The organism is Arthrobacter sp. R1-13, from assembly GCF_054161475.1.
Window position 1 is genome coordinate 4,354,564 of sequence record NZ_CP096420.1, and the last position, 23,633, is coordinate 4,378,196.

Here is a 23,633-nt window from a genome sequence, read left to right on the forward strand (position 1 = left end):
GGTTCGCCAAAAACCTGCGAAAGGTGAGAGAGGGTTTGCGAAAAACCCGCGAAAGGTGAGGGAGCGTCAGGCGGGGGCAGGGACCTCCCCGGCTTTGGCCTCCTCCACCAACGCAGCGACGCCCGGGAAGAGGGGGTGGTCGGGTCCCAGCCCGGTGATCCGTTCAGTGGCCGCTTCGGGTGTAGAAGTGGCGATGATCTCTGCGAGTTCGAGCGATTCTGCATCAGCCGGATCGCGGAACTGCAGGGCAGCCCCGATTGCTCCTAGAAGTGCTTCGGGCACGATTCCACGTTCAGCCAACTCCGCAGCCGGACCGATGAAGCGCTCGTTGCGGCTGAGCTTGCGGAGCGGTGCCCTGCCAACCCTCGTCACGGTATCGGGCAGATGCGGGTTGGAGAAGCGCTTGAGGATCTTCTGGACATAGGCTTCCTGTTCGTCGTGGTTGAAGCCGTGCTTCGCCACCAGCAACTGCTTTGTCTCCTCAAGGACTGCCCGTACGTCCTCGGCCACATCCTGGTCAGCCATCGCATCGGAGATCTTTTCCAGACCTGCCTCGTAGCCGAAATATGCGGCGGAGGCATGCCCTGTGTTCACGGTAAAGAGTTTCCGTTCGATGTACGGCGCCAGATTATCCACAAATGTGGCCCTCGGAATGGCAGGCTCGGATCCAGCGAAAGGTGTGCGGTCAATAACCCACTCGTAGAAGGTTTCGACCGTCACATCCAGGCCTTGGCCTGGTTCCTGGTTGGGCACAATCCTGTCCACGGCGGTGTTGGCAAACACGGCGGAGGCGTCCAGGCCTCCTTGAGCGGAATCCCAAACACGCGCCACCTCATCCCTGAGAACATCCGTGGCATTGATCGCGTTCTCGCACGCCATCACCTGCAGCGGAGCCAGCCCGTCAGCGCGGGCGGCTATTCCCTTGGCAATCACCGGAGCAACAAACTTCAGGATGTGCGGCCCTACTGCCGTGGTGACGATGTCTGCCGTCGCGATCTCGGCAATGACGTCCTGTTCCTGGGTCCCCGAGTCGAGTGCACGGAAGTTATCCACTGTCCGTACGGTTGGGTTCTCCCCTACTTCGTGGACGTCGTAACTCCCGGCCGCGGCCAGTTGGGATATGAGGTCCCCGGCAACGTCCGCAAATACCACTTCATAGCCTGCTTCGTGAAGCAGCAGCCCCACGAAGCCCCTGCCGATATTCCCCGCGCCGAAATGGACAGCTTTCACTAGGAGTTAACCTTCCCGAAGAGTTCCAGCACTTCATCCACGGTGGTGGCCGCTTCCAGCTGCGCCACCTGGGCCTTGCTGGTGAACACCTTCGCAATGGAGGACAGAATGTGCAGGTGCTCATTGTTGAGGCCTGCAACGCCGACGACGAACTTCACCTGCTTGCCGTTCCAGTCAATGCCGTTGGGGTAGCGGATCACTGACACTGCAGACTTCCGGATGTGGTCCTTGGCCGCGTTGGTGCCGTGCGGAATTGCCAGGTAACTGCCCATGTAGGTGGAAACGGACTCCTCACGCTCATGCATGGCCGTGATGTAGCCTTCGTCCACCGCGCCGCGCTCCAACAACAACCTGCCGGCCTCGTCAATCGCAGCGTCACGGGTGGTCGCCGTTCCGTTAAGGATCACGCTGTCAGGTACCAGAATGTCCGACGGCGGCGCCGTGGCGGCTTTCGCTTCGGCGGCCTGTCCCGTTCCGGCCCCCTGCGCCGTCCCGGCCACTGGTGTTTCGCCGTCGTCCGTTGCTTGCGCGTTGCTGCTCTTGACCAGCTCCACAATCTCTTCATACCGGGGGCTGCTCATGAAGTTGTCCACTGAGAAGTGAGCAGCGCTCGAGGTGACGGGTTTGGCGCGTTCGGTGAGGTCCTGGTGTGTGATGACTACATCGTAGTTGTCGGTGAGATTGGCGATCGAAGCGTTGGTTACCTTTACATCGGGGAACCCTGCCGCCTTGATTTTGTTGCGCAACACAGAGGCTCCCATGGCGCTTGAGCCCATACCGGCGTCGCACGCGAAAACGATGTTCTTGATGGGCCCGGCCATGACGGCAGTGCCACCGCCCGCAGCCGCTGCGCCGCCTGTCAGGACGGAGGACACGGAGCTCTTTTTGCCCTTCATGGTTTCCATGCGGGACGTGGCTGCGCTCAGGCTGTCCTCCTCGGTTTCGCCCACGGGTGTCTTGCTCGCCTTGAGGATCACCGAGGCGATGAGGAAGGACACCGTTGCTGCCAGGACAACCGAGAGGATCACGCCAAAGTAGCTGTCACGGGACGTCTGGGCGATCACTGCGATGATGGAACCTGGAGCCGCAGGAGCTACCAGGCCTGAGTTAGTGAGGGCCAGCGTCGCGATCCCGGTCATGCCGCCACCGATCGCGGCGAGGATGAGAATCGGCTTCATCAAAACATACGGGAAGTAGATCTCGTGGATGCCACCGAAAAAGTGGATGATGGCTGCACCCGGAGCGGATGCTTTGGCCAGGCCCTTGCCGAAGAACATGTAAGCCAGGAGGATTCCTAGGCCCGGCCCAGGATTGGCCTCCAGCAGGAACAGGATGGACTTGCCCTGTTCAAGCGACTGCTGGACGCCAAGCGGGGTCAGCACACCGTGGTTGATGGCGTTGTTCAGGAACAGGACCTTCGCGGGTTCAATAAAAATGCTGGTGAGCGGCAGCAACCCGTTGTTGACCAGGAACTGGACAACATTGCCCGCCCCGGTACTGAAGGCCTGAACCAGCGGGGAGATGCCGTAGAAGCCAAGCATGGCCAGCAGTGCACCCCAGATGCCGGCGGAGAAGTTGTTCACCAGCATTTCGAAGCCGGGCCGGATCTTCCCCTCCCAGATCGAATCGAGCTTCTTCATGGTCCAGCCACCGAGGGGACCCATGATCATTGCCCCGATAAACATGGGAATGCCGGCACCTACGATCACGCCCATTGTGCCGATCGCACCGACGACGCCGCCGCGGACGTCGTGGACCATCTTGCCACCGGTATAACCGATAAGGAGCGGCAGCAGGTAGGTGATCATTGGGCCAACAAGACCCACGTTCGGCTTACCCTCGGCGTTGGTGCCGAAGCCGCCGAGCTCAGCGACGGGAAACCAGCCCTTCTCGATGAAGAGCGCTGTGATGAGGCCCCAGGCAATAAAGGCGCCGATGTTCGGCATGATCATCCCGGAAAGGAATGTTCCAAACTTCTGGACGCCTACGCGCATGCTTGTGCGAGGTTTTGCAACTGACTGTGTTGCCATGTGATTTCCTAACCGTGATTCCTGCAGCATTGCAGGATGGTCCGATAGTGCGACGAGTTAGCTGTTAGAGATGCGGTGAAGCCATTCGAGAAAGAGCTTGAGTTCTGAGCTTGAGAGCTGATCCGAGTGCGAGGCCTGGAGCGCGGCATTAAGGGCAATGGCGGCCACTACCACTGATGATTTGCCGGAATCATCCGGTGCCGCCTCTTTGGCCTCATCCGTGGACACCGCGAAGATCATTGCGTCCCGGGTCATGGTGGAAAGTTCCAGGTTGCGATCTGCAACCGGCTCCGCAATGAGCATGAGAGTGACACCGACGTTGGCGGCCAGAATGCTTCTGGCCGCTTCCCGCGGAGGCACGTTGAGCTGGCCCGCTACGGCCGCCTTGTTCAGCATCTCCTCCATCAAAGCTTCGGCATCGGCCACAATGGAGGGCCGTCTTTCCGGCCGGATGTTGCCGAACATAACGAGGTACAGCTCAGGTTGGTTGAGCCCGAACTCGACGTGGTTGTCCCACATCCGCCGGATATCCTCCAGCGGTTTGCCGGATGGGGCAAAGTCGCGTTCACCCTTTACGTATTCTTCAAAGCCAGCTGTAACAACCGCGTCGAACAACCCTTCCTTATCACCAAAGTGGTGATACAGCGTGGGTGCCGTAACCCCTGCCAGTTGGGTGATCTGCCGGGTGGATACGGGCGCGCCCGCTGATTTGGCGAGCAGCTCAGCCGCCGCACGCAGCAGTCTCGCCTTAGGCGGTAACTGGCCATAGAAACTCATAGCCGCTACCCTAGCACCTATAGCGTTGCTATATGAAGTGCATCACATACAATTTTTTCAGAACTTTTTTCAGACAAAGCAGCTACCGTCGGACGTAGCAGTACCGACCTCCAGCATCCGACGACGCAGCCTGGTTACCGGCAGAGAATGAGGACCTTCAGTGCAGAACTTCCCAGGAGTAGGCGTAAGCCCCGGCCGCATTATTGGCACCATCCGCCAAATGCCCAAACCGATCAGCGAACCCCCTGCCGGCGAGCGGCTGCCGGAGGCGATCTCCGCAGAGGACGCGACGGCGCAACTCAAAGCGGCGGCCAAGGCGGTCCATGATGAGCTCAAGGAGCGAGCCGTCAAAGCCACCGGGGATGGCAAGGCCGTCCTGGAAGCCACTGCGCTTATGGCTACGGATACCATGCTCATCAAGGGCGCCGGCAAACTCATAGCCCGGGGAACGTCAGCTGAACGCGCCATCTGGGAATCAGGGGCGTCTGTCTCGGAAATGCTGCTCAATCTGGGCGGCTACATGGCCGAGCGCGCCACCGACGTCCTGGATGTCCGGGCCAGGATCGTGGCTGAACTGCGCGGAGTACCCGCGCCCGGCATCCCGGAATCGGACACTGCGTTCATCCTGGTCGCCGAGGACCTGGCACCTGCCGATACCGCAACGCTGGACCCCAACAAGATCCTGGCGCTGGTCACTGCAGGCGGCGGACCCCAGTCCCACACAGCCATCATTGCCCGTTCCCTCGGATTGCCGGCCGTCGTTGCCGCCGTTGGCGTCGATGAGCTGCCGGATGGCACCGAAGTATTTGTCGACGGTGCAGCTGGAGCCATCACCGCAGACCCCGATGAGTCGCTGCGTTCTTCCGCCGAGGCCTGGGCGGCAACCGCTTCACTTCTGGCAGAGTTCAGCGGTACGGGCTCGACGGCGGACGGCCACCTGGTCCCGCTTCTCGCCAATGTGGGAGGCGCCAAGGATGCTGTGGCTGCTGCTGCCTTGGGCGCCGAGGGAGTGGGGCTCTTCCGCACAGAATTCTGCTTCCTCGAACGCGATACCGAGCCCAGCGTTGAAGAGCAGGCGGCGGCCTACAAGGGCGTTTTTGATGCGTTCCCGGGCAAGAAGGTTGTGCTCAGGACCCTCGACGCCGGCGCCGACAAGCCCCTCCCGTTCCTCACCGACGCAACAGAGCCGAACCCGGCCCTCGGTGTCCGCGGCTACCGGACTGACTTCACCACTCCCGGCGTCCTGGACCGCCAGCTTGAGGCCATCGGTTTGGCGGCCAAGGATTCCGCAGCCGATGTGTGGGTGATGGCACCCATGATCTCGACGGCAGAAGAGGCTGCGCGTTTCGCCTCCATGTGCGCCGACGCGGGAATCAGCACACCTGGCGTGATGGTGGAGGTTCCGTCGGCCGCGCTGACGGCAGAAGCGATCCTGCGGGAAGTTGGGTTTGCCAGCCTTGGCACCAACGACCTTACGCAGTACGCAATGGCGGCCGACCGGCAGCTTGGCCCGCTCGCAGGCCTCAACACACCCTGGCAGCCGGCAGTCCTGCGGCTGGTAGGACTTACCGTTGAAGGGTCGGTGGCAGAAGGCCACAACAAACCCGTTGGCGTCTGCGGCGAAGCGGCAGCGGACCCCGCCCTGGCCGTTGTCCTCACAGGCCTGGGTGTCTCCACACTCTCCATGACTGCCCGTTCCCTGGCCGCAGTCGCCGCTGTGCTGAAGACCGTCACCCTGGCAGAGGCCCAGGAACTGGCCAAGCTGGCCCTTTCCGCTCCCAGCGCTACCGAAGCCAGGGCATGGGTCCGCGCCAAGCTGCCTGTACTGGAGGAACTGGGGCTGTAGGCCCATCCCGTGTGGGGCGGGGCGGGCTGCGGGGCACGCGCGGCTGTCCCCGCGTGGGTGGATTCGGGCTGGGGTTGGGATTCAGCCGGGTTAGTATTCAGCCATGGCACTGATAGCCCCACGGGTCACCGGCGCACTGCCCGCTGACGATGCCCGCAAGCTCAAGCGAGCCCTCGAGGGCAGCCACGACATCACAGTCTTTGTTGACGGCACAGTCCACCGGCTGCCCCCGCAGGCGAGGGACGCCGTCGTCGACCTCCTGACGCGTTTCGGCGCAGGCGACGCCGTGACCGTCAGCAGCGTGGAGGAAATGCTCACCACCTCCCGGGCCGCCGAGCTGGCAGGAATCTCGCACACGTATCTGCGCAACATGACAGACCGTGGAGAGATCCCGGTGCAGTACAGGGGCACCCACCGGCGGATCCGGCTCACGGATATCATGACCTGGCTGGAGACGCAGAAGAAGTCAGCGGCACCGCAGGAATCGGACGCGGCGAAAGACCCGGGAAACTCCGAGGCCTGACTGCACCTTGGTCTGCCATTGACAGCCTGCTCGATGCCTGACAAGTATTGTGAGCGATAACATTTTGTCGGAGCCAGAAGCTCCGGCGCGAAGGGGAGCTATGCGCACGGAGCTTGATGAACTGAACTGGGCCGGCAACTACCGCTATGGAGCCCCCGTGATCCACCGGCCTGGTTCGTTGCAGGAAGCGCAGGAGCTCGTCGCCAGTGCCCGGAAGATCAGAGCTCTCGGCTCCCGCCACTCCTTTAACTCCATCGCCGATTCCTACGGGGCCCTGCTCTCACTGGAGGCCTTGGACCCCGCCATCAGTATTGACCCTGCAGCACGGACGGTAAGGGTTTCCGGCGGAACGCGGTATGGAACCCTTGCTGAGGAGCTCGAGCGGAACGGCTTTGCGCTGCCCAACCTCGCCTCGCTGCCGCACATCTCCATAGCAGGGGCCATTTCCACGGCCACCCACGGGTCCGGCGATGCCAACGGCAATCTCGCGACGTCCGTGGCTGAACTCGAGCTGATTGGAGCCGATGGGGCCCTTCGTACCCTGCGCCGCGGAGACCCGGACTTCGACGGCTCCGTGGTGGCACTCGGCGCCTTGGGTATCGTCACGCGGGTGACCCTGGACATCGAGCCCACCTTTTCTGTTCGACAGGACGTTTTCGAAGCACTCTCCTGGGAGCAGGTGCTCGTGGATTTCGACGCCGTCACCGCCAGCGCCTACAGCGTCAGCCTGTTCACGGACTGGCAGGGGGAGATGGTGGCCCAGTCCTGGTTGAAGACCCGCGGCTACGACGGCAGCGTGCCACCGGCCGCTGTCCGGGAGAGCTTTTACGGCGGAGCCCCGGCCCTTCGAGCCATGCACCCCTTGCCTGGCTTCTCCGGGGAGGACTGCACCCAGCAACTGGGCGTTCCCGGGCCCTGGTCCGAGCGCCTGGCACACTTTCGGATGGCCTTCACGCCAAGCAGCGGCGCCGAGCTGCAAAGCGAATTCTTTGTGCCACGCGAGTATGCCACGGAGGCCATCGCTGCAATCCGGGGACTCTCTGAGCACATCACTCCCCTGCTGCAGGTCTCGGAAATCCGCACCATCGCCGCTGATCACCTATGGCTCAGCCCCGCCTACGGTCAGTCCTCGGTAGGCCTCCACTTCACCTGGAAACCTGAGCAGGCGGCTGTTGAGAAGGTCCTTCCACTGTTGGAGGAGAGGCTGGCTCCGCTGGGCGCCCGGCCGCATTGGGGCAAGCTCTTCCAGGCAGATGCATCTGCCCTCGCACCCCTGTATCCCCGCTTCGCAGACTTCATTTCGCTGGCCGAGCGGGTTGACCCTGAGCACAAATTCCGCAACAGCTTCCTGGAGAACAAGGTGTTCGGCGGCTAGCTGCGCTCCAGGCCGGATTCACGCCGCAGGCCGGGCTCAGATGCGTGGGCGGGAAGCCCAGCGCCGCGCCTTGAGCGCCGCGTGGAGTTCCAGCCGCACCATTCCCTTGAGCGGATCAACCCCCAGCACCTGCCGGATCCTGCCCAGCCTGTTGTAGATACTGCTCCGGTGAAGATGCAGTTTGTCAGCAACGTCCTGAACCGAGCCGTCATTGTCGTAGAGCAGCTCAAGCACGGGGAGAAGCTCGCCGTTGCGGTCGTGGTCCTCCAGGAGATGGAAGTACACGGAACCTGCATCTGCCCATGCTCCTGTCCCGCCGCCGGCTGAGGCCAGCAGCTGGTACATTCCGGTATCACGGCAGTCCACCAGCTCGCCGAGCTGCGGATCAACTGCTGCTGCCTGCGCCGCCTGCTTCGACTGACTGTAGGCATGGCTCAGCTCCCGCGGCTTGCTGAAACCTTCACTGCATCCAAGGATGATGCGCTGAACGGGCCGCCCGGAACGCTTGGCCAGCTCCAACTGGTAATGCACCAGGACCTGGGCGTGGCTGGCCCGGCCAATGGACTCCCGGAACAGCACCACCGCGTGGGTTTCGGTGCCGGCACTGAACAGGGTGGAATCCACTCCGATGGTTGCCTGCAGCGCGGCAGACCTGTGGATGAGCGTGGAGGCGATGGGATCCGGGCCTTCAGTCCAGCCATCGGCATCGATGATGGTCACGAGCTGCCAAGGCCCCTTGCCCTGAACTTCCTTCCAACCGGCGACGGCCGCCACAGCGTTGCTTTCCCCGGCACACGCCTTAAGGAACTCCTGCTCGCGGCGGCGGCGGAACTCCGATTCTGCTGTGTTGGACTCGAGCAGGAGGCCGGACAGCACCTCCAACTCCTCCCGGACGCCTGGCAGCTGACTCAGGATCGCCGTCGCGCTTTCGTCTTCAAGATCCTGTTGGACCCATAGGTACCCCACGCGGAAACCGCGCACCAGCAGCGGGACGCAGACGCGGCCCAGCATCCCCAGGTCCTCGTTGGCAGGCACGACGACGGGACGCACCGCCGTCGCGATCCCGTGCGAAAGCTGCCAGGCGCTGACATCCGCCGGGACCCGCTTGCTCAGCAGGAAGTTCACCCGCACGCGGTCGGCATGGGATTGGTTGGAGCTGTAGGCGAGCAGGACGCCGTCGAGGTCCTCAAGCGAAAGCCCCCGCCCCAACTTGAGTGCCACGTGCTCGACGAGCTGTTCCACATCCTGTTGTTGCATGCTGCAACAGTACTGCTCATGCGGCCGGCGTTGACCTCACCTTTCCGTACCAACACCAGGCGACAGTTGACGCTAGAGAATTCGACAAATGTCGAGGCCAATCTGGGGAAAACCGCGAAAACAGGCGGAAGTTGGATTCTGTTCTGAGGGCCTTGATGTCGTGTGCCTCACAACCGGATTTATTCTGGAATCACACCCGCACTTCCACCCTGGCCCTTACAAAGCCGCCGAACCTGGAGCCCAACAATGATCATCGGTATCCCCAAAGAGATCAAGAACAACGAATTCCGCGTAGCTATCACCGCTGCCGGTGTTCACGAATTCCTCATGCACGGCCACACAGTCCTGGTGGAGCGCGGTGCAGGGCTGGGCTCGGGAATCACCGACGAGGAATACTCCATTGCCGGCGCCGAGATCGTGGCTGATCCCGACGATGTCTGGGGCCGCGCAGACATGGTGATGAAGGTCAAGGAACCCATCAAGGCCGAATACCACCGCTTCCGCAAGGGCCTCATTCTGTTCACTTACCTGCACCTCGCAGCGGAACCGGAGCTGACCCACGAACTGATCAACTCCGGCGTCACTGCCATCGCCTACGAAACAGTGCAGGAAGGCCGCACACTTCCGCTCCTGGCCCCGATGTCTGAGGTGGCAGGCCGCTTGTCGGTCCAGGTAGGAGCCGCTTCGCTGATGGCCCCGGCCGGAGGCAAGGGTGTGCTGTTGGGCGGCGTACCAGGAGTCCGTCCCGCCAAGGTTGTGGTGCTCGGCGCCGGAGTAGCCGGAACCAACGCCGCGGCGATGGCGCTAGGGCTTGGCGCGGACGTCACCATCCTGGACATCAACATTCCCCGCCTGCGGGAACTGGACGCCCAGTACCAGGGCCGCCTCAAGACGGTCACGTCCAACAAGTACGAGATTGAAAAGTCAGTGGTGGACGCTGACCTGGTGATCGGATCCGTGCTGATTCCGGGCGCCAAGGCCCCCAAGCTGGTGACGAACGAGCTCGTTGCACGGATGAAGCCGGGCTCGGTCCTGGTGGACATCGCGGTGGACCAGGGCGGCTGCTTTGAGGACACCCACCCCACAACTCACCAGGAGCCCACGTACAAGGTCCACAACACCATCTTCTACTGCGTGGCCAACATGCCCGGCGCCGTTCCCAACACCTCCACCTATGCGCTCACCAACGTCACCCTGCGCTACGGTGTCGCGTTGGCGAACCTGGGCGTCAAGGCGGCCTTCGAGAAGGATCCCGCGCTGGCCGCTGGCCTCAACATCGCTGCCGGCCATGTGGCCCACCATTCGGTGTCGGAGGCACACAACCTGCCGCTCGTCGCCGATTGGCACCAGTTGGTTAGCGCCTAATCCCCTGGCTGCCAACTGAATGGCAGTCATCCAACGCGTGCTGCTCCTTCGTCGCTTTGACGCACGCTTTCTGGATGGCTGCCATTCAGTCGTTAGGCCCCGTCCCATGCCAACCTCCTAGCCTGCTCTATTAATTTGAGGACGGCGACTGCGTCCTGGGGGTTGACTGGGAGCGGACGCCCCGAGGAGGCCCCGCCGTCGTGGATCTTTTCCCCCAGGAGCCGGTAAAACTCCGGGTAAGCGCCCCGTTCCGTTGGCAGCTTGTCCAGGTGGCCGTTGCGGCCGAGGGTCCCGGCCCACTCAGGGGCTTCGAGGCCGTAGTCGAGGTCCAGCGGGCTTCCACCGGCCACGATGTAGGGTTCCTGGGGGTCCACGCCATGCTTGGTGAACCCGCCCTCGCTACCCAAAAGCCGGAAGCGGGGACCCTGCTGGGCGCACAACATGTTCATCCAGAGGTGGCTGATAACACCCGACTCGTGACGCAAGGCCAGGAAGGCGTCGTCGTCCACGTTTTCGCCGGGCCGCCTGATCTGGAGTTCGGCGTGGGTGACCGTGGCCGGGCCAAAAAGCTGAAGCGCCTGGTCCAGAAGGTGGGTGCCCAGATCAAACAGAACCCCTCCTCCTTGCTCGGCCGTTGCTTCCGCTTTCCAAGCTTTGGATACTTGGGGCGACCAACGCTCGAACCGTGATTCGAACCGGGCCACACCTCCAAGGGCGCTGTCGGCGAGGATGTTCCTGAGAGTAAGGAAATCGCCGTCCCAACGGCGATTATGGAAAACCGTGAGTACGCGCCCAAGGCGTGCGGCCAGTCCGACGAGCTCTTCACCTTCACTGCTGGTCACTACAAAAGGCTTATCGACGACGACGTCGAGGCCCGCTTCCAGCGCGGCCTTCGCAAGCTGAAAGTGGGTTGCCGGAGGGGTGCCCAGGACCAGCAGGTCGAGCTCCCCTGCCAGCCCGAGAATGCCTTCGGGGGTGTCCACGAGCCTCGTCACCGGGTAGCGCTCGGACGCGGCGGACTTCCGGCCGGCGTCGGACGTTGAAATGACCTCGAGGGAGAAAGCAGGATTAGCCGCGATCAGCGGGGCGTGGAAAACGCTGCCCGACAACCCATACCCGGCCACCGCGGTTCGGATGGGGGCTGGCCTGCTGGCATGAACGGAAGAGTCTGTAGTCATGGGGCAACGCTACCCCCGGACCCTCCCTCACATCCCGACCAATTTTCCCCAACCCTCCCTCACATCCCGACGGGTAGCCGCTCCAGGCGGGCCATAGCTGAGGGAGCGTTCCCCAAAAACCCCCGAAACATGAGCGAGCGTTCCCCAAAAACCCGCGAAACGTGAAGGAGCGTCCCCCAAAAACCCGCTAAACGTGAAGGAGCGTCCGTGGGCGGGCTAATCCCGGCGGACCACCCGGGTGGCCAGCTCGCTCCATGCTTCCGCCAGACGTTCCGGTGTCACGCCCTGCACACGCACTGCATAGAGCAGCCGCTCGGGGTCCAGGGCTGCCCCCAGGAATAACGCCATGAGCCAGGGATCCGCCTGCATTCCGGCCGCGCGGAGGAGTAATTCGACGTGGCGGTGCCAGAGCAGCGTGGCGGGAACCTCCAGCTTGGTATAGACCGACTGGTCAGCAGCCCGTGCCAGGTCTCCGAATTCCAGAAGGTAACCAATGCGCGCGTGGCCGAAGGCCACCAACCTCTCCAGTGGCGGCGCACCCGGTCCAAGCGGAGGAGGGCCGAACATAAAACGCCCTTGGAATTCCGCCTCTGCGTCGCTCAGGAGCGTGATCATGAGGCCTGCCTTGCTGCCAAACCGACGGAAGACCGTTCCCTTGCCGACCCCTGCGCGTTTGGCGAGCTTGTCCATTGTGAGAGAGTCAACTCCGCACTCGTCCAGGAGTTCACGTGCCGCCACGAGCAGGCGTTCCCGGTTCCGGGCGGCGTCGCTGCGCTCTGAATCCTCACCCGGGGATCCGGAGCGGATTGGGATAAGGCTCACAAAAAACATTCTAGACCCGGGAATAAGAACCGGACCGCAGTCCGTTTAGATCAGTGAAGGGCCCACAAAGCCTCCCAACCAACCGGCCGCCGCCTTCCGGTGGCCAGACAGAAGGAGTTTTTCATGTCAAAGAGCACCGTACTCGCCCTCGTCGGCAGCCTGCGCGCGGAGTCCACCAACCAGAAGCTTGCCGAGGCCATCCAGGTCAATGCGCCGGAGCAGGTCGATGTCATCATCCACGAAAGCCTGGGAAACATCCCCTTCTACAACGAGGACATCGACGTCGAAGGCCAGGTTCCCGCTGCGGCAGCAGCACTGCGGGCAGCCGCGTCCGACGCCGACGCCCTGCTGCTGGTGACCCCCGAGCACAACGGCACGATCCCCGCCTCCCTTAAGAACGCCATCGACTGGCTGTCCCGTCCGTTCGGTGCAGGCGCTCTCACCGGAAAGCCCACCGGCGTTGTCGGAACCGCTTACGGTCAGTTCGGCGGAGTCTGGGCCCAGGATGAGACCCGCAAGGCTGTCGGCATCGCCGGCGCCCAGGTCATTGAGGGCGTCAAGCTCGCCGTGCCGGGTTCCGTGGTGCGCTTTGCTGAAATCCACCCGAAGGACGACGCCGAGATCGTCGGGCAGATCAAGGATGTCTTCGATGCCATTGCTGAGAGCAGCCCTGTCGCCGCTGCCTGATCTTTCCAGCTGATGTACGACGCCTCCCGGCCGCCGATTCAGGCAGCCGGGAGGCGTTCTGCATTTCGACCCTGATCCCTGAGGGCCGCACGTATCAAACCGTGACACAGCTGTCGCCGAACCGTCATCTGAAACATATTCCGCCCTTCCCCGCTGAGCCGTAACGTTGATATACGGATTGCAGCGGGGCTGGAGGTGCGGGTTGTCATGAGGACCTCGCAGGGTTTCACGAGGGTAGCGGGATTGGCCTGCTGCCTGGCAATTCCCCTGTGGCTGGGAGGCTGCACAACGTCCGACGCGCGCTCCACCAGCGACGCCACGGAAGGTTCAGCGGCGAGCCAACTGACACCGGGACCCGCGCTTGCCGCACCCGAGCCGGAAGCCCAACGGGCACCAACGCCTGCAACGGAGCCTGCTGAAGCGGGCAAGGCTCAGTTGGCACCCCGCGGAACCAGTGAGCCTTACCAGGAGCCTGCAGCTGAAACGCCGCCGCCGGACGCCATGCCAGGAGAGTCTCCGTCGACCGCTTCGTCGCCAGTCCCGGCACTTACGCCTGATCCCTCCCCCGCACAAGGGGCCGCGCTTCCTGCGGGTAATCCTCCAGCTCCCAGTGCCCAGCAGTCCGGAACGGCCTACTTCGTTATGCTCGACGACGGCGGCAGTGGCGGAGTCCGCTTCGGCTGCAACGACAGTCTGGTGTCCGTACCTCTTGCCGCCCCGCTCGCAAACGAACCACTTCAATCTGCTCTTCAGGCCCTGCTGCCCGGGAGCAGCGGCGGCGGATCCGCCCCTGACGGGCTCTACAACTCCCTGGCCTCTTCCACTCTCAGCTTCGTCTCGGGCTACTTCGACGGATCCACAGTGGTGGTGAACCTGAGTGGCACTGTGAGTCCTGGGGGCACCTGCGACATTCCCAGGATTGAGGCCCAGCTGACCCAGACGGCCGTCACGGCAGTAGGGGCAACCCGGGCGGAAATCTACATTAACGGACGGCGACTGGCGGAGGTCCTCAGCCTTCGCTAGATCTGGGCAGGCGGAGGAGCTGGCATCCGAGTCCGCGCCCATGGGCAACAGAGGTTGCATAATCAGCAACTGATGGTTGTATCCTGAGGAATGTGAGCCACGAGACACTGGATGCCGCAGCACAGTTGCTGCCCGCTGAAGCCGTTGAAGCAATCGAACGAGCGGCTACGTCCGCCCACCGCCACGAGGAACTCTTCTCGGAGCGGGCCGCCAACATCAAGCAATCAGCCGTACGCGATGTTTTTGACATTTCCATGCGCCCGGGGCTCGTGTCGTTGGCGGGAGGCAACCCGTACCTGCAGTCACTACCGCTGGACCGGCTCGCAGAAACAGCTGCCGCGATCATCGCCGAACAGGGAATGATCGCGCTGCAGTACGGCAGCGGCCAGGGCACGCTGGAGTTACGGACACAGATCTGTGAGGTCATGGCCGAGGAGGGAATCCTTGACGCCCTGCCGGAGAACGTCGTGGTCACGGCCGGTTCGCAGTCGGCCCAGGACATCGCAGCAAAGGTCTTCTGCAATCCCGGTGACGTCGTCCTCGTGGAGAATCCAACATATGTGGGTGCCCTGAATGCCTTTGAGGCGTACCAGGTGCAGGTGGAGACCGTTCCCATGGACGAAGATGGCCTCGTCCCTGAATTGCTGGAAGCGAAAATCGCTGCTCTCCAAGGTGCTGGGAAGAAGATCAAATTCCTCTACACCATCCCCAGCTTCAACAACCCTTCAGGCATTACTCTTGCCCAGGAGCGCCGCCAAGAGATAGTTGATATATGCCGCGACGCAAATATCTTGATCCTGGAAGATAACCCCTACGGTCTTCTTCGCTTCGACGGGCAGCCCCTGGCCCCGCTGAGGACGGACAACCCCGACGACGTAATTTACCTCGGCTCGTTCTCCAAGATCTTCGCCCCAGGGTTGCGGGTGGGTTGGGCACTGGTCCCGGCACACCTTCAGCGCCGCTACTATCTGGCCTCCGAATCCGTAATGCTGTGCCCCCCTGCCTTCAACCAGATGCTGGTTTCTGCCTACCTGCGGGACTTTGACTGGAAGGGGCAGATCCGCACGTACCGCAGGCTCTACGAGGAGCGGTGCCAGGCTATGCTGGCTGCCCTCGAGCAGCACATGCCCGAGGGTATGAGCTGGACGCGGCCGGAGGGTGGCTTTTTTGTCTGGGTCACACTTCCCCTTGGAGTGGATACCTATCCGCTGCTTCACAAGGCCATCGAGGCTGGCGTTGTTTTCATTCCTGGGGCAGCATTCACCCATTCGACTGAACTCTCCAACAAGCTCAGGCTTGCCTTCAGCGCGGTTCCACCCGAATCCATAGACGAAGGTGTCCGCAGGTTGGCACCCGTGATGCGGGAAGCAATTGCAGCACTGTAGCCTGAAAACATCCCGGGCTTAGCCCGGAGATGCATCGACTTAAAGGAGCAGGAATATGACCGGAATTATTGTTGTCGGCGTAGATGGCAGTGAAACGGCGATGAAGGCTGCCGAGACGGCCGCAGGTCTCGCCGCTTCCATGGGAGCCACCCTCCACGTGGTGAGTGCGTTCGACAGTGACCGCACTGAAGTCTTCGGAAGCGGGAGCGACCAGTGGATCGTCTCTGACGCCGGCGCAGCGGAGAAAGTCGCCCGCGGCGTCGCCGATCGCCTGCGGACGCCGGAGTTGTCCGTAACGTATTCCGCGGCGCGCGGAAAGCCGGCCGAGGCACTGATCAATGAAGCCGAGCGGAATGACGCCCGGATGATCGTGGTGGGCAATCGTCGTATGCGGGGAATTGGCCGGGTGCTGGGCAGCGTGGCCAACAGCGTTGCTCACAGCGCTCCTTGCGATGTCTACATTGCCAAGACGGACGACGTCGCCTGAGGCTGCCGCTCTTCCTCACCTTCGTGTGAAGCTCCTCCGGTTGCCATCAATCACCGGAGGAGCGACCACGCTCCGGCCATGACTATTCCGCCGAACAGCGAACCGGCAACTACTTGGCCAACGGTATGGGCACCAAGCGCCGCTCGGGCCCATCCAACCACCGGAATCAGCAGCAGCAGCAAGAGACCCGCCGAGCGGACCTGCGGGCTTACGTCTGAAGTCACTGTCACGCGGTCCGCGTACAGCATTCGCTGGCCGTCACCATCAGCTCATTAGGCCCTCGCTCAGTCAAGCAGCAGGGCAGGCTCTTCGAGAATCGCTGCGACGTCCGCCATGAACCGCGCCGACAGATCCCCATCCACCACGCGGTGGTCAAAGGAGCCACCCAGAGTAGTGATCCAGCGCGGGATGACCTCTCCGTCCAGCACCCATGGCTTCTGCTTGATGGTACCGAAGGCGACAATGGCTACCTCGCCCGGGTTGATGATGGGGGTGCCGGTATCAATTCCCAGCGCGCCAATGTTCGTCACAGTGAGCGTGCCACCCTGCATCTGCGCGGGCTGCGTCTTGCCTGCACGTGCTGTGGTTGCCAGGTCATTGAGGGCCAGGGCCAGCTCCTTGAGGGAGAGATCCTGGGCATTCTTGATGTTGGGCACCATGAGGCCCCGCGGTGTAGCGGCGGCAATACCCAGGTTCATATAGTGCTTGACGTGGATTTCAGCTGTGTCGCTGCCGTCGGTGCTGTCCACCCAGGTGGCATTGACGCTGGGATTACGCGCCGCGGCCCAGATGACTGCCTTTGCGAGGATCAGGAGGGGGGAGACCCGGATGCCCTCAAAATCACGTGATACCTTGAGCCGCTTCACGAATTCCATGGTCCGGCTTGCATCAACATCCACAAAGATGCTGACGTGCGGGGCCGAGAACGCCGACTCCACCATCGCCTTGGCCGTCGCCTTGCGGACACCCTTGACCGGGATGCGCTCGATGCGCTGGTCCTGCGGCTTGCCGGACTTCCCCCAGAACGAATCGGCCTTATCCAATTCGGCGTCGCGCTGCGATTGGTAGCTCACCAGGTCCTCCCGGGTAACTTCCCCACGGGCGCCTGTAGGAACGACGTCGGAGAGGTCGATGCCAAGATCCCGGGCAATTTTGCGGACAGGGGGCTTCGCCAAGACTTTGTTCACCAGCCCGCTGATGGTGCCGCCCAGGGTCTGGCGGTCGGCGTCGGGGATGGCGTCAGCCGTGGCTGTTGCGTCCGGAGTTTCCATTCGCTGGACCTGAGGAGGCGCGACGGCGGCCGGCACGTCAGCGGGAGGAACAGGCGTTACGGATGCACCTGCCGGGATGCCCATGCCCGAGGCTTTCCGCGGCCGGCGTTTCACGGCGTCGGCCTTGGGACCGGATCCGACCAGCGGTCCGCCCGCCTCCGGACCCGTGCCGGGAGTATCCTCCGGCAGCTTGCCGTACAGCGGCAGGGCCGGCGTCGAAGCGGCGGGCGTCGAAGCGGCGGGTTCTGCACTCCGAAGGGCAGGGGCCGGTACGTCCGCGGGAGTTGGGTCCCCAGCGACGGCGTCGCTGACGCTGATGATGGGGGTGCCGACGTCGATGGTCACGCCTTCGGGGACCAGCAGTTCGGTGACGGTACCGGCAAAAGGCGACGGCAGTTCGACGAGCGACTTAGCGGTTTCAATCTCGCAAAGGACGTCGTTGATAGCCACGGTGTCGCCGGCCTTGACCTTCCAGGAGACGATTTCAGCCTCGGTCAGCCCTTCGCCCACGTCGGGAAGGTTGAACTTGTTCAGAGTCATGGGGTCCTCGGTTTCGAAACGATCAAGGGCGGCGTTGGGACGTGCTGCAGACAGGCTGGATTCAGTAGGCCAGGGCGCGGTCCAGCGCCTCAAGAATCCTGTCGATGTCCGGCAAGTAGTCCTCTTCCACCTTGGCAACGGGATAAGGCATGTGGAAGCCTCCCACCCGGATCACCGGAGCCTCCAGCGACAGGAACGCCCGCTCACTGATACGTGCGGCAATCTCGCCGCCGATTCCACCAAAGGTGGGAGCCTCGTGGGCCACGATCAGCCGGCCGGTCTTTTTTACGGACTCCGTGACGGTATCGAAGTCGATGGGGGAAATGGAACGGAGGTCGATGACTTCGACACTGCGGCCGTCTTCCTCCGCCGCGTTTGCCGCCGCCAGGGCCACCGGAACGAGAGGCCCGTACGCAACGACGGTGGCGTCCTGGCCTTCCCGGATCACGTGGGCCTTGAAAGGATCATCGGCGAGGCCGGGGGCCTGGATGTCAACGTCACCCTTGAGCCAGTACCGGCGCTTGGGCTCGAAGACAATAACAGGGTCCTGGCACTCCACCGCCTGCTGGATCATCCAGTACGCGTCGTGGGCGTTGGACGGGGTGATGATGCGAAGGCCTGCGGTGTGCGCGAACAGTGCCTCGGGTGATTCCGAGTGGTGTTCCACCGAACCGATGCCGCCACCATACGGAATGCGGATCACCACAGGAACGGTGAGGTTGCCGTGGCTGCGCGCATGCATTTTGGCCAACTGGGTGGTGATCTGGTTGAACCCCGGGAACACGAAGCCGTCGAACTGGATCTCGCAGACCGGGCTGTAGCCGCGCAGGGCCAGCCCGATTGCTGTACCGATAATGCCGGACTCAGCGAGGGGTGTGTCCACGACTCGGTCGGCGCCGAATTCCCCGATCAGCCCATCGGTGACGCGGTAGACGCCGCCGAGGGGTCCGATGTCCTCGCCCATGAGCAAGGACTTGGGGTTGTTGGCCAATACAGCCCGGAGGCCCTCATTGATCGCCTTCGCGATGGTCATGGTGGTCATCAGTGCGCCGCCCCTTCAGCTGCCTCTTCAAATCCTGCGCTGTACTGCTCGAACCAGGCGAGCTCCTCCGCCACCAGCGGGTGCGATTCCACGTAGGCGTTCGCGAAGGCGGCCCGGATGTCCGGGGTCTCAAGATCGTGGGTGGTGCGCCGCACATACGAGGCGAGTTCATCGCCGTCGGCCTTGACCTGCTCAAAGAAGGCATCATCTGCCAGGCCAGCGGTGCGCAGGTAGACTTCAAGCCTCGCGAGAGGATCCTTCGCCCGCCAGGCGTCTTCCTCACCGGAGAGCCTGTATTTGGTGGGATCATCAGCGGTGGTGTGCGCGCCCAACCGGTAGGTGAAGGCCTCAATCAAAACAGGCCCCTTGCCCGAACGTGCGTGCTCAAGCGCCCACTCCGTCACAGCATGTACGGCGATGACATCATTGCCGTCCACGCGAATACCGGGGAAGCCGTAGCCCTTGGCCCGGTTGGAGAGGGGAATGCGGGTCTGCACGGCGCTTGGGACCGAGATAGCCCAATGGTTGTTCTGGCAGAAGAACACCACGGGAGCGTTGTACGAGGAGGCAAAGACCATGGATTCATGCACGTCGCCCTCGGAGCTGGCACCGTCCCCGAAGTAGGCAACGACAGCGGCAGCCGGCTCCGTTCCCGCCGGGTCCGAGGCCGCAGCGAGCTTCTGGTCGCGCTGGATCCCCATCGCGTAGCCCACGGCATGAAGGGTCTGCGCGGCAAGAACCAGGGTGTACAGATGGAAATTGGTGTCCTTGGGATTCCATCCACCGTTGGAGACACCGCGGAACTGCCGTAGGAGTTCGGACAGGTCAACGTTCCTGGTCAGGGCCACGCCGTGCTCGCGATAGGTGGGGAAGATATAGTCCTGGGGCTGGCTGGCCCGGCCTGAGCCGATCTGGGCTGCCTCCTGCCCAGTCAGCGGGACCCAGAGCGCCAGCTGTCCCTGCCGCTGAAGGGCTGTGGCCTCCTGGTCGAACCGCCTGATCGCAGCCATGTCCGCATAAAAGCTGCGGAGTTTGCCGGCGTCGAGGTTGTTGGCGTACTCCGAGAAAACAGGATCGCTGCCCAAGGTTCCGTCCGGTCCCAGCAGCTGCACCATCTGGGCATCGGGTTCCCCCATGGCCGCCTCGGCTTCCGCCTCGAGCTGGTCGTCTACCTCGGTTCCGTCGAACTCGGTGGAGGGCAGATGTGTGGCGCCCATACCGTCTCCTTGCTTGCCGCATAAGAATGCGCTGCAATGTCGCTGGGATATATGCTTTTCGGGGAATACATTCCTGTCGGAGCATATATTGTGGCTTACTGATCCTTACTTTATCCGCAGTAAGGTAGCGGGAGGCGCCTCGTTAAGCGCTAGGAACGCTGTGGGGCTTTTGTATAGTTCGCACAGAGTTCCAAGAACCGGGTGTTCGCCTCTGTTTCTCCAATGGTGACGCGAATACCCTCGTCCCCGAAGGCCCTGACGGAAAGTCCTGCTTCTTCTGCCTTACACGAGAAATCCGAGCTGTTTTCGCCCAGGTTCAGCCAGACAAAATTTCCCTGGGCCTCAGGAACGAACCAGCCCAGTTCCTTGAGGCCCGCGGTTACCCGGTCACGTTCGTCCACCAGCCCTTGTACCCTTTCTACAACCTGGCTGAAGTTCTGCAGGGAGGTCACAGCTGCAGTTTCCGCTATCTGCGAGACGGCGAAGGGTGTGGCGGCAACCCGGAGGTGCTGCGTGAGATGTGGCTGGGAGATGCTGTAGCCCACCCGAAGGCCTGCCAACCCATGGGCTTTCGAGAAGGTCCGAAGCACCACTACATTGGGGTACTTCCGGTACAGGTTGATGCCCTCGACCGCATGACGGTCGCGTACGAATTCCTGATAGGCCTCGTCTATTACCACAATCACGTCTGACGGGACGGTGTTGATGAAGCGCTCCGTCTCCTCGGCGCCCAGGCTCGGTCCGGTGGGGTTGTTGGGCGTGCAAAGAAGAATAACTTTGGTTCGCGCCGAAACTGCCGCGGCCATCGCCTCCAGGTCATGGCGCCCTTCCGGGGTCAGGGGGATCCTGATGCCCTCGGCGCCTGCGAGTCCTACACAAATGGGATATGCCTCAAATGAGCGCCATGCGTAGATCACCTCGTCTGCTTTGCCGTCGTCGTTCTGGCCGGCGAATGCGGCAAGAAGCTGGTTCAGGGCACCAAGGCTTCCCGTGCCTGTGACAATGTCGTCCGCCGGAACAGACAAAAACCCCGCCAGGGCCGTCCGCAGCCTGGTACTCAACGGATCAGGGTAGCGATTGAAATCTGTCTGCGCCGCGATGGCTTCCACGACGGCGGGGATTGGCGGCAGCGGATTCTCGTTCGAAGACAGCTTGTAACTCGTGATGCCCTCGACGGCGAGGGGCGGCTTTCCGGCGGCGTAGCGCGGGAGCCTGTCTACCACTGGCCGCGGCCTGATACCAGCGGCAGTCTTTTCTGGTGTCGTCATGTGAACTAGCCTACTTCCACGTATCTGCCGCCTGCCCGCGTGTGAAAACATGGGGGATGGGTTCTTTCATTGTGCGGGTTGTAATCAACGGGCTGGCTTTGTGGATTGCGAGCTGGATCCTTCCGGGGCTGGAGATTTCCACGTCAGCCGCTTCTGAGGCCGTTGCCAGGACAGGCGTCACCGAAGGAACCGACACCATCGGGCTCATCCTCGCTTATTTGTTCATTGGATTGATCTTTGGACTGGTCAACGCTTTTGTGCGTCCCCTGGTCAGCCTGCTCTCCTTGCCAATCACTATTCTCACGCTTGGGCTGTTCACCATCATCATCAACGCAGCCATGCTCTACCTGACTTCCTGGCTCAGCAGCTTTACCCCGGTTGACTTCACCATCGACAGCTTTTTCTGGACAGCTATCCTGGCCGCCATCATTATCACCATCATTTCCCTGGTTGCCAGCCGGATTCCGGGAGCACGCCGCGGCTAACGGCCTTCCGGGACAGCCAGCCGCCGCCAGACACGGCTACCGGCCGCCATACGGAAAGCCCGGATGCCGTTCTTTCCGGGCATCCGAAACGCGACCGGCTTCCTTCGGGACCTGAGGTTCGCGGACCATGCGGAAGCGGGTAGCCGTGGCGGCACCACCGGCACCCACCACCCCGGCCAGAGCGGCGGTCGAGGCTATCAGCGAGGGGTCATCGCTGGCTGAAACCGCCCTGGCCCCTTCTTCATAGTTGGTAAGTCTGTGCCCTGGTCCCAGCCCGGCTTCCTCCCCTGAGGGGGTCAGCACAGGACTGCTCAGCGTCACCGTGACCCGGTCGCTGGTATCCGGGCTGGGAACGCCGTCGCTCCCTGGTACCCAGTCCTGCCGGTGCTCCAGATGCAGGCTGCTGATTCCAGGCTGCGGAGTTATTCCGCCGACCGGGGAGCCGGCGGTCAGCACATACTTCAGGTCGTACTCCGCAAGAAATGCCTGATCGTTGCTGAGGTTCATGGCATGGACGCCTCCCTGGCTGTAGCCCACGGCCACCACCTGGTCCTGCGCTGCTGCTCCGGCCTGTTGGAGGGCAGCACGGATAGCCGCGCCGGTGAAGTGCGAGTCGTAGCCAAGCCCTTCAGCGATACCGGCTTCATCAAAGGGATTGTCACCGCCCCTGGGGTCACCTGGCTGGGTCCCCGGAATGATCACGATGAAAGCCTTTCGTCCGTCATGGACGGTTTGGATGATTTCGATGCGGCCGTGTCCTTGGGCATCGACGCTCCGGGCCCTGGCCAGCAGACCGGCGGGCGAACCATCCAGATCAGTATCCGACGTCGCTTCCTCTACTGCTTTGACGGGACGGGGCTTGAGGTCCGGGATTCCCCCCTCTGCCAGGATCCGGATAATGGACGGGACACCAAATCCCCTGGAACCAGCACCAAGAGCCTTCGCTGCCGCCAAAGCCAGATCCGGCCGCACTCCGAGGAGGAGGCCCAGGCTCAGAGGCAAATTTCGGGCGAGGGCTTCTGTTGTTTCCCGGTTCATGAATCCGGTGAGTCGGCTATCTGTGATCTGGGCAGAGAACAGTTCAAAGGACCCCGTTCCCATGCGGAGATTCTGGCCACTCTGGCTCTCGGCTGCCTCATACTCACGCTGACAGGCACGCACCTGGTTGCCGATGTCCTGCAGTTCCTGCCGAACCGCCCCGACCGCTCGGCGACCCTCCCCCACGGCATCGAGGGCCGCCACTCCGCTGGACCTAGGCTCGTCCGCGTAATTGCACAGTTCCTGCCAGACACTGTGCGTTGCGACCTCGACCGACGTGAGGGTGCCGGCGAGGACGTCAAGTGCCGCCGCGCCCGCTGCAAGCTCGGAAAGCTGGAAGCTGATGCCGCCAACTCCGCCCCTGATCGACAAGTCACCATCAGGCGGTGGCAGCTGAGGGCGGAACGGCCCGCCTGCACCTCCGGGGGAGATCTCAGCCATCAATAGCCGCCCGCCCCAGTCCGTGTGGACGACTCCGCCACATTCTGGGCGTGGTGTCGCACCGCTGCAGTCGCCTGGTTCAGCTTCTCGATTGCCCTACGCAAGGAAGCTGCCTGCAGCCCTACACTCAGGCGGTAGGCCCTGCCGGCCGGCGACTCCCAGCTTTCGAGCTCTAGTTGGGAAAGCCGGCGATGAACCGCCTCGACTTCAGTTATCCCCGCCTCTACCCGTCCAGCCAGCAGCTGGACCTCATAGCTCCGCGAAGCGCACTGGTTAAGTTCCGCCGGTGATATGGCGCTGCTCATTGTTTTGGACCCCCCAAAAAGTGGATATGTGGCAGGAACCC

Annotated in this window: 21 protein-coding genes and 1 pseudogene; 9 read left to right on the forward strand and 13 right to left on the reverse strand. The window is 62.6% G+C overall.

The genetic code is table 11. The features are described from left to right. Nucleotides 1-66: 66 nt before the first annotated feature. Genes M1D88_RS20110 through M1D88_RS20120 form a run of 3 tightly spaced genes read right to left on the reverse strand, consistent with a single transcriptional unit; the run spans nt 67 to nt 4,037 of the window. Nucleotides 67-1,230 (reverse strand): mannitol-1-phosphate 5-dehydrogenase, encoded by a 1,164-nt coding sequence (locus M1D88_RS20110; RefSeq protein ID WP_458112469.1) that lies wholly within the window; start codon nt 1,228-1,230, stop codon nt 67-69. Beyond that, the gene (locus M1D88_RS20115) at nt 1,230-3,260 is read right to left on the reverse strand and encodes a PTS mannitol transporter subunit IICBA (RefSeq protein ID WP_458112470.1); all 2,031 of its coding nucleotides are present in this window, start codon (nt 3,258-3,260) and stop codon (nt 1,230-1,232) included. The genes M1D88_RS20110 and M1D88_RS20115 overlap by 1 nt, the downstream gene beginning before the upstream one ends. A 57-nt stretch (nt 3,261-3,317) precedes the next feature. Beyond that, entirely contained in the window at nt 3,318-4,037 is a 720-nt protein-coding gene (locus M1D88_RS20120; RefSeq protein WP_458112471.1) for a TetR/AcrR family transcriptional regulator, read from the reverse strand. 160 nt (nt 4,038-4,197) lie between these two features. Here M1D88_RS20120 and ptsP point away from each other — a divergent pair, with 160 nt between their 5' ends. The 3 genes from ptsP to M1D88_RS20135 all read left to right on the forward strand — a co-directional run bounded on the left by ptsP (nt 4,198) and on the right by M1D88_RS20135 (nt 7,781). Then, entirely contained in the window at nt 4,198-5,883 is a 1,686-nt protein-coding gene (ptsP, locus tag M1D88_RS20125; RefSeq protein WP_458112472.1) for a phosphoenolpyruvate--protein phosphotransferase, read from the forward strand. Nucleotides 5,884-5,986: 103 nt separating this feature from the next. Beyond that, nucleotides 5,987-6,406 carry a helix-turn-helix domain-containing protein gene (locus tag M1D88_RS20130; RefSeq protein WP_458112473.1) on the forward strand — a complete coding sequence of 140 codons (420 nt, stop codon included), beginning with the start codon at nt 5,987-5,989 and terminating at the stop codon, nt 6,404-6,406. A gap of 100 nt (nt 6,407-6,506) precedes the next feature. Beyond that, nucleotides 6,507-7,781, forward strand: a complete 1,275-nt coding sequence (locus M1D88_RS20135) for an FAD-binding protein (RefSeq protein ID WP_458112474.1) — start codon at nt 6,507-6,509, stop codon at nt 7,779-7,781. Between the two features lie 36 nt (nt 7,782-7,817). Here the strand turns inward: M1D88_RS20135 and M1D88_RS20140 are convergent, their stop codons facing one another. After that, nucleotides 7,818-9,038: a PucR family transcriptional regulator gene (locus tag M1D88_RS20140; protein WP_458112475.1), complete on the reverse strand. Its 1,221-nt coding sequence runs from the start codon at nt 9,036-9,038 to the stop codon at nt 7,818-7,820. 246 nt (nt 9,039-9,284) lie between these two features. Here M1D88_RS20140 and ald point away from each other — a divergent pair, with 246 nt between their 5' ends. Then, complete coding sequence (gene ald / locus M1D88_RS20145; RefSeq protein WP_458112476.1) at nt 9,285-10,403, forward strand: alanine dehydrogenase; 1,119 nt, start codon at nt 9,285-9,287, stop codon at nt 10,401-10,403. 92 nt (nt 10,404-10,495) lie between these two features. Here the strand turns inward: ald and M1D88_RS20150 are convergent, their stop codons facing one another. Then, nucleotides 10,496-11,581 carry a Gfo/Idh/MocA family protein gene (locus M1D88_RS20150; RefSeq protein ID WP_458112477.1) on the reverse strand — a complete coding sequence of 362 codons (1,086 nt, stop codon included), beginning with the start codon at nt 11,579-11,581 and terminating at the stop codon, nt 10,496-10,498. A 216-nt stretch (nt 11,582-11,797) separates the two neighbouring features. After that, a complete protein-coding gene (locus tag M1D88_RS20155; RefSeq protein ID WP_458112478.1) occupies nt 11,798-12,403 on the reverse strand; it encodes a TetR/AcrR family transcriptional regulator in 606 nt (201 codons plus the stop codon). 123 nt (nt 12,404-12,526) lie between these two features. Between M1D88_RS20155 and M1D88_RS20160 the strand changes: the two genes are divergently transcribed. The 4 genes from M1D88_RS20160 (at nt 12,527) to M1D88_RS20175 (ending at nt 15,985) form a co-directional block, all read left to right on the forward strand. Next, complete coding sequence (locus tag M1D88_RS20160; RefSeq protein ID WP_458112479.1) at nt 12,527-13,090, forward strand: NAD(P)H-dependent oxidoreductase; 564 nt, start codon at nt 12,527-12,529, stop codon at nt 13,088-13,090. Nucleotides 13,091-13,297: 207 nt separating this feature from the next. Beyond that, complete coding sequence (locus M1D88_RS20165) at nt 13,298-14,113, forward strand: GerMN domain-containing protein (protein ID WP_458112480.1); 816 nt, start codon at nt 13,298-13,300, stop codon at nt 14,111-14,113. A gap of 92 nt (nt 14,114-14,205) precedes the next feature. Next, nucleotides 14,206-15,498 carry an aminotransferase-like domain-containing protein gene (locus M1D88_RS20170; RefSeq protein ID WP_458112481.1) on the forward strand — a complete coding sequence of 431 codons (1,293 nt, stop codon included), beginning with the start codon at nt 14,206-14,208 and terminating at the stop codon, nt 15,496-15,498. Between the two features lie 55 nt (nt 15,499-15,553). Beyond that, nucleotides 15,554-15,985 carry a universal stress protein gene (locus tag M1D88_RS20175; protein WP_458112482.1) on the forward strand — a complete coding sequence of 144 codons (432 nt, stop codon included), beginning with the start codon at nt 15,554-15,556 and terminating at the stop codon, nt 15,983-15,985. A gap of 50 nt (nt 15,986-16,035) precedes the next feature. On the opposite strand, the pseudogene M1D88_RS20180 reads toward M1D88_RS20175, so the two are convergent. The 5 genes and pseudogenes from M1D88_RS20180 to hisC form a co-directional block, all read right to left on the reverse strand. Further along, nucleotides 16,036-16,164: pseudogene (locus M1D88_RS20180) on the reverse strand (phosphatase PAP2 family protein); the annotation flags it as partial. A 105-nt stretch (nt 16,165-16,269) separates the two neighbouring features. Continuing rightward, the gene (locus M1D88_RS20185; protein ID WP_458114589.1) at nt 16,270-17,796 is read right to left on the reverse strand and encodes a 2-oxo acid dehydrogenase subunit E2; all 1,527 of its coding nucleotides are present in this window, start codon (nt 17,794-17,796) and stop codon (nt 16,270-16,272) included. 61 nt (nt 17,797-17,857) lie between these two features. Continuing rightward, entirely contained in the window at nt 17,858-18,838 is a 981-nt protein-coding gene (locus M1D88_RS20190; RefSeq protein WP_458112483.1) for an alpha-ketoacid dehydrogenase subunit beta, read from the reverse strand. After that, entirely contained in the window at nt 18,838-20,055 is a 1,218-nt protein-coding gene (gene pdhA, locus M1D88_RS20195; RefSeq protein ID WP_458112484.1) for a pyruvate dehydrogenase (acetyl-transferring) E1 component subunit alpha, read from the reverse strand. Before pdhA ends, M1D88_RS20190 begins: the two co-directional genes overlap by 1 nt. 149 nt (nt 20,056-20,204) lie before the next feature. Next, nucleotides 20,205-21,323, reverse strand: a complete 1,119-nt coding sequence (gene hisC / locus M1D88_RS20200) for a histidinol-phosphate transaminase (protein WP_458112485.1) — start codon at nt 21,321-21,323, stop codon at nt 20,205-20,207. 56 nt (nt 21,324-21,379) lie between these two features. Between hisC and M1D88_RS20205 the strand changes: the two genes are divergently transcribed. Further along, nucleotides 21,380-21,808 carry a phage holin family protein gene (locus M1D88_RS20205; RefSeq protein WP_458112486.1) on the forward strand — a complete coding sequence of 143 codons (429 nt, stop codon included), beginning with the start codon at nt 21,380-21,382 and terminating at the stop codon, nt 21,806-21,808. Nucleotides 21,809-21,844: 36 nt separating this feature from the next. Here M1D88_RS20205 and M1D88_RS20210 read toward each other — a convergent pair whose 3' ends face one another. Continuing rightward, complete coding sequence (locus M1D88_RS20210; protein ID WP_458112487.1) at nt 21,845-23,287, reverse strand: hypothetical protein; 1,443 nt, start codon at nt 23,285-23,287, stop codon at nt 21,845-21,847. Then, complete coding sequence (locus M1D88_RS20215; RefSeq protein ID WP_458112488.1) at nt 23,287-23,592, reverse strand: hypothetical protein; 306 nt, start codon at nt 23,590-23,592, stop codon at nt 23,287-23,289. Before M1D88_RS20215 ends, M1D88_RS20210 begins: the two co-directional genes overlap by 1 nt. Nucleotides 23,593-23,633 lie beyond the last annotated feature (41 nt).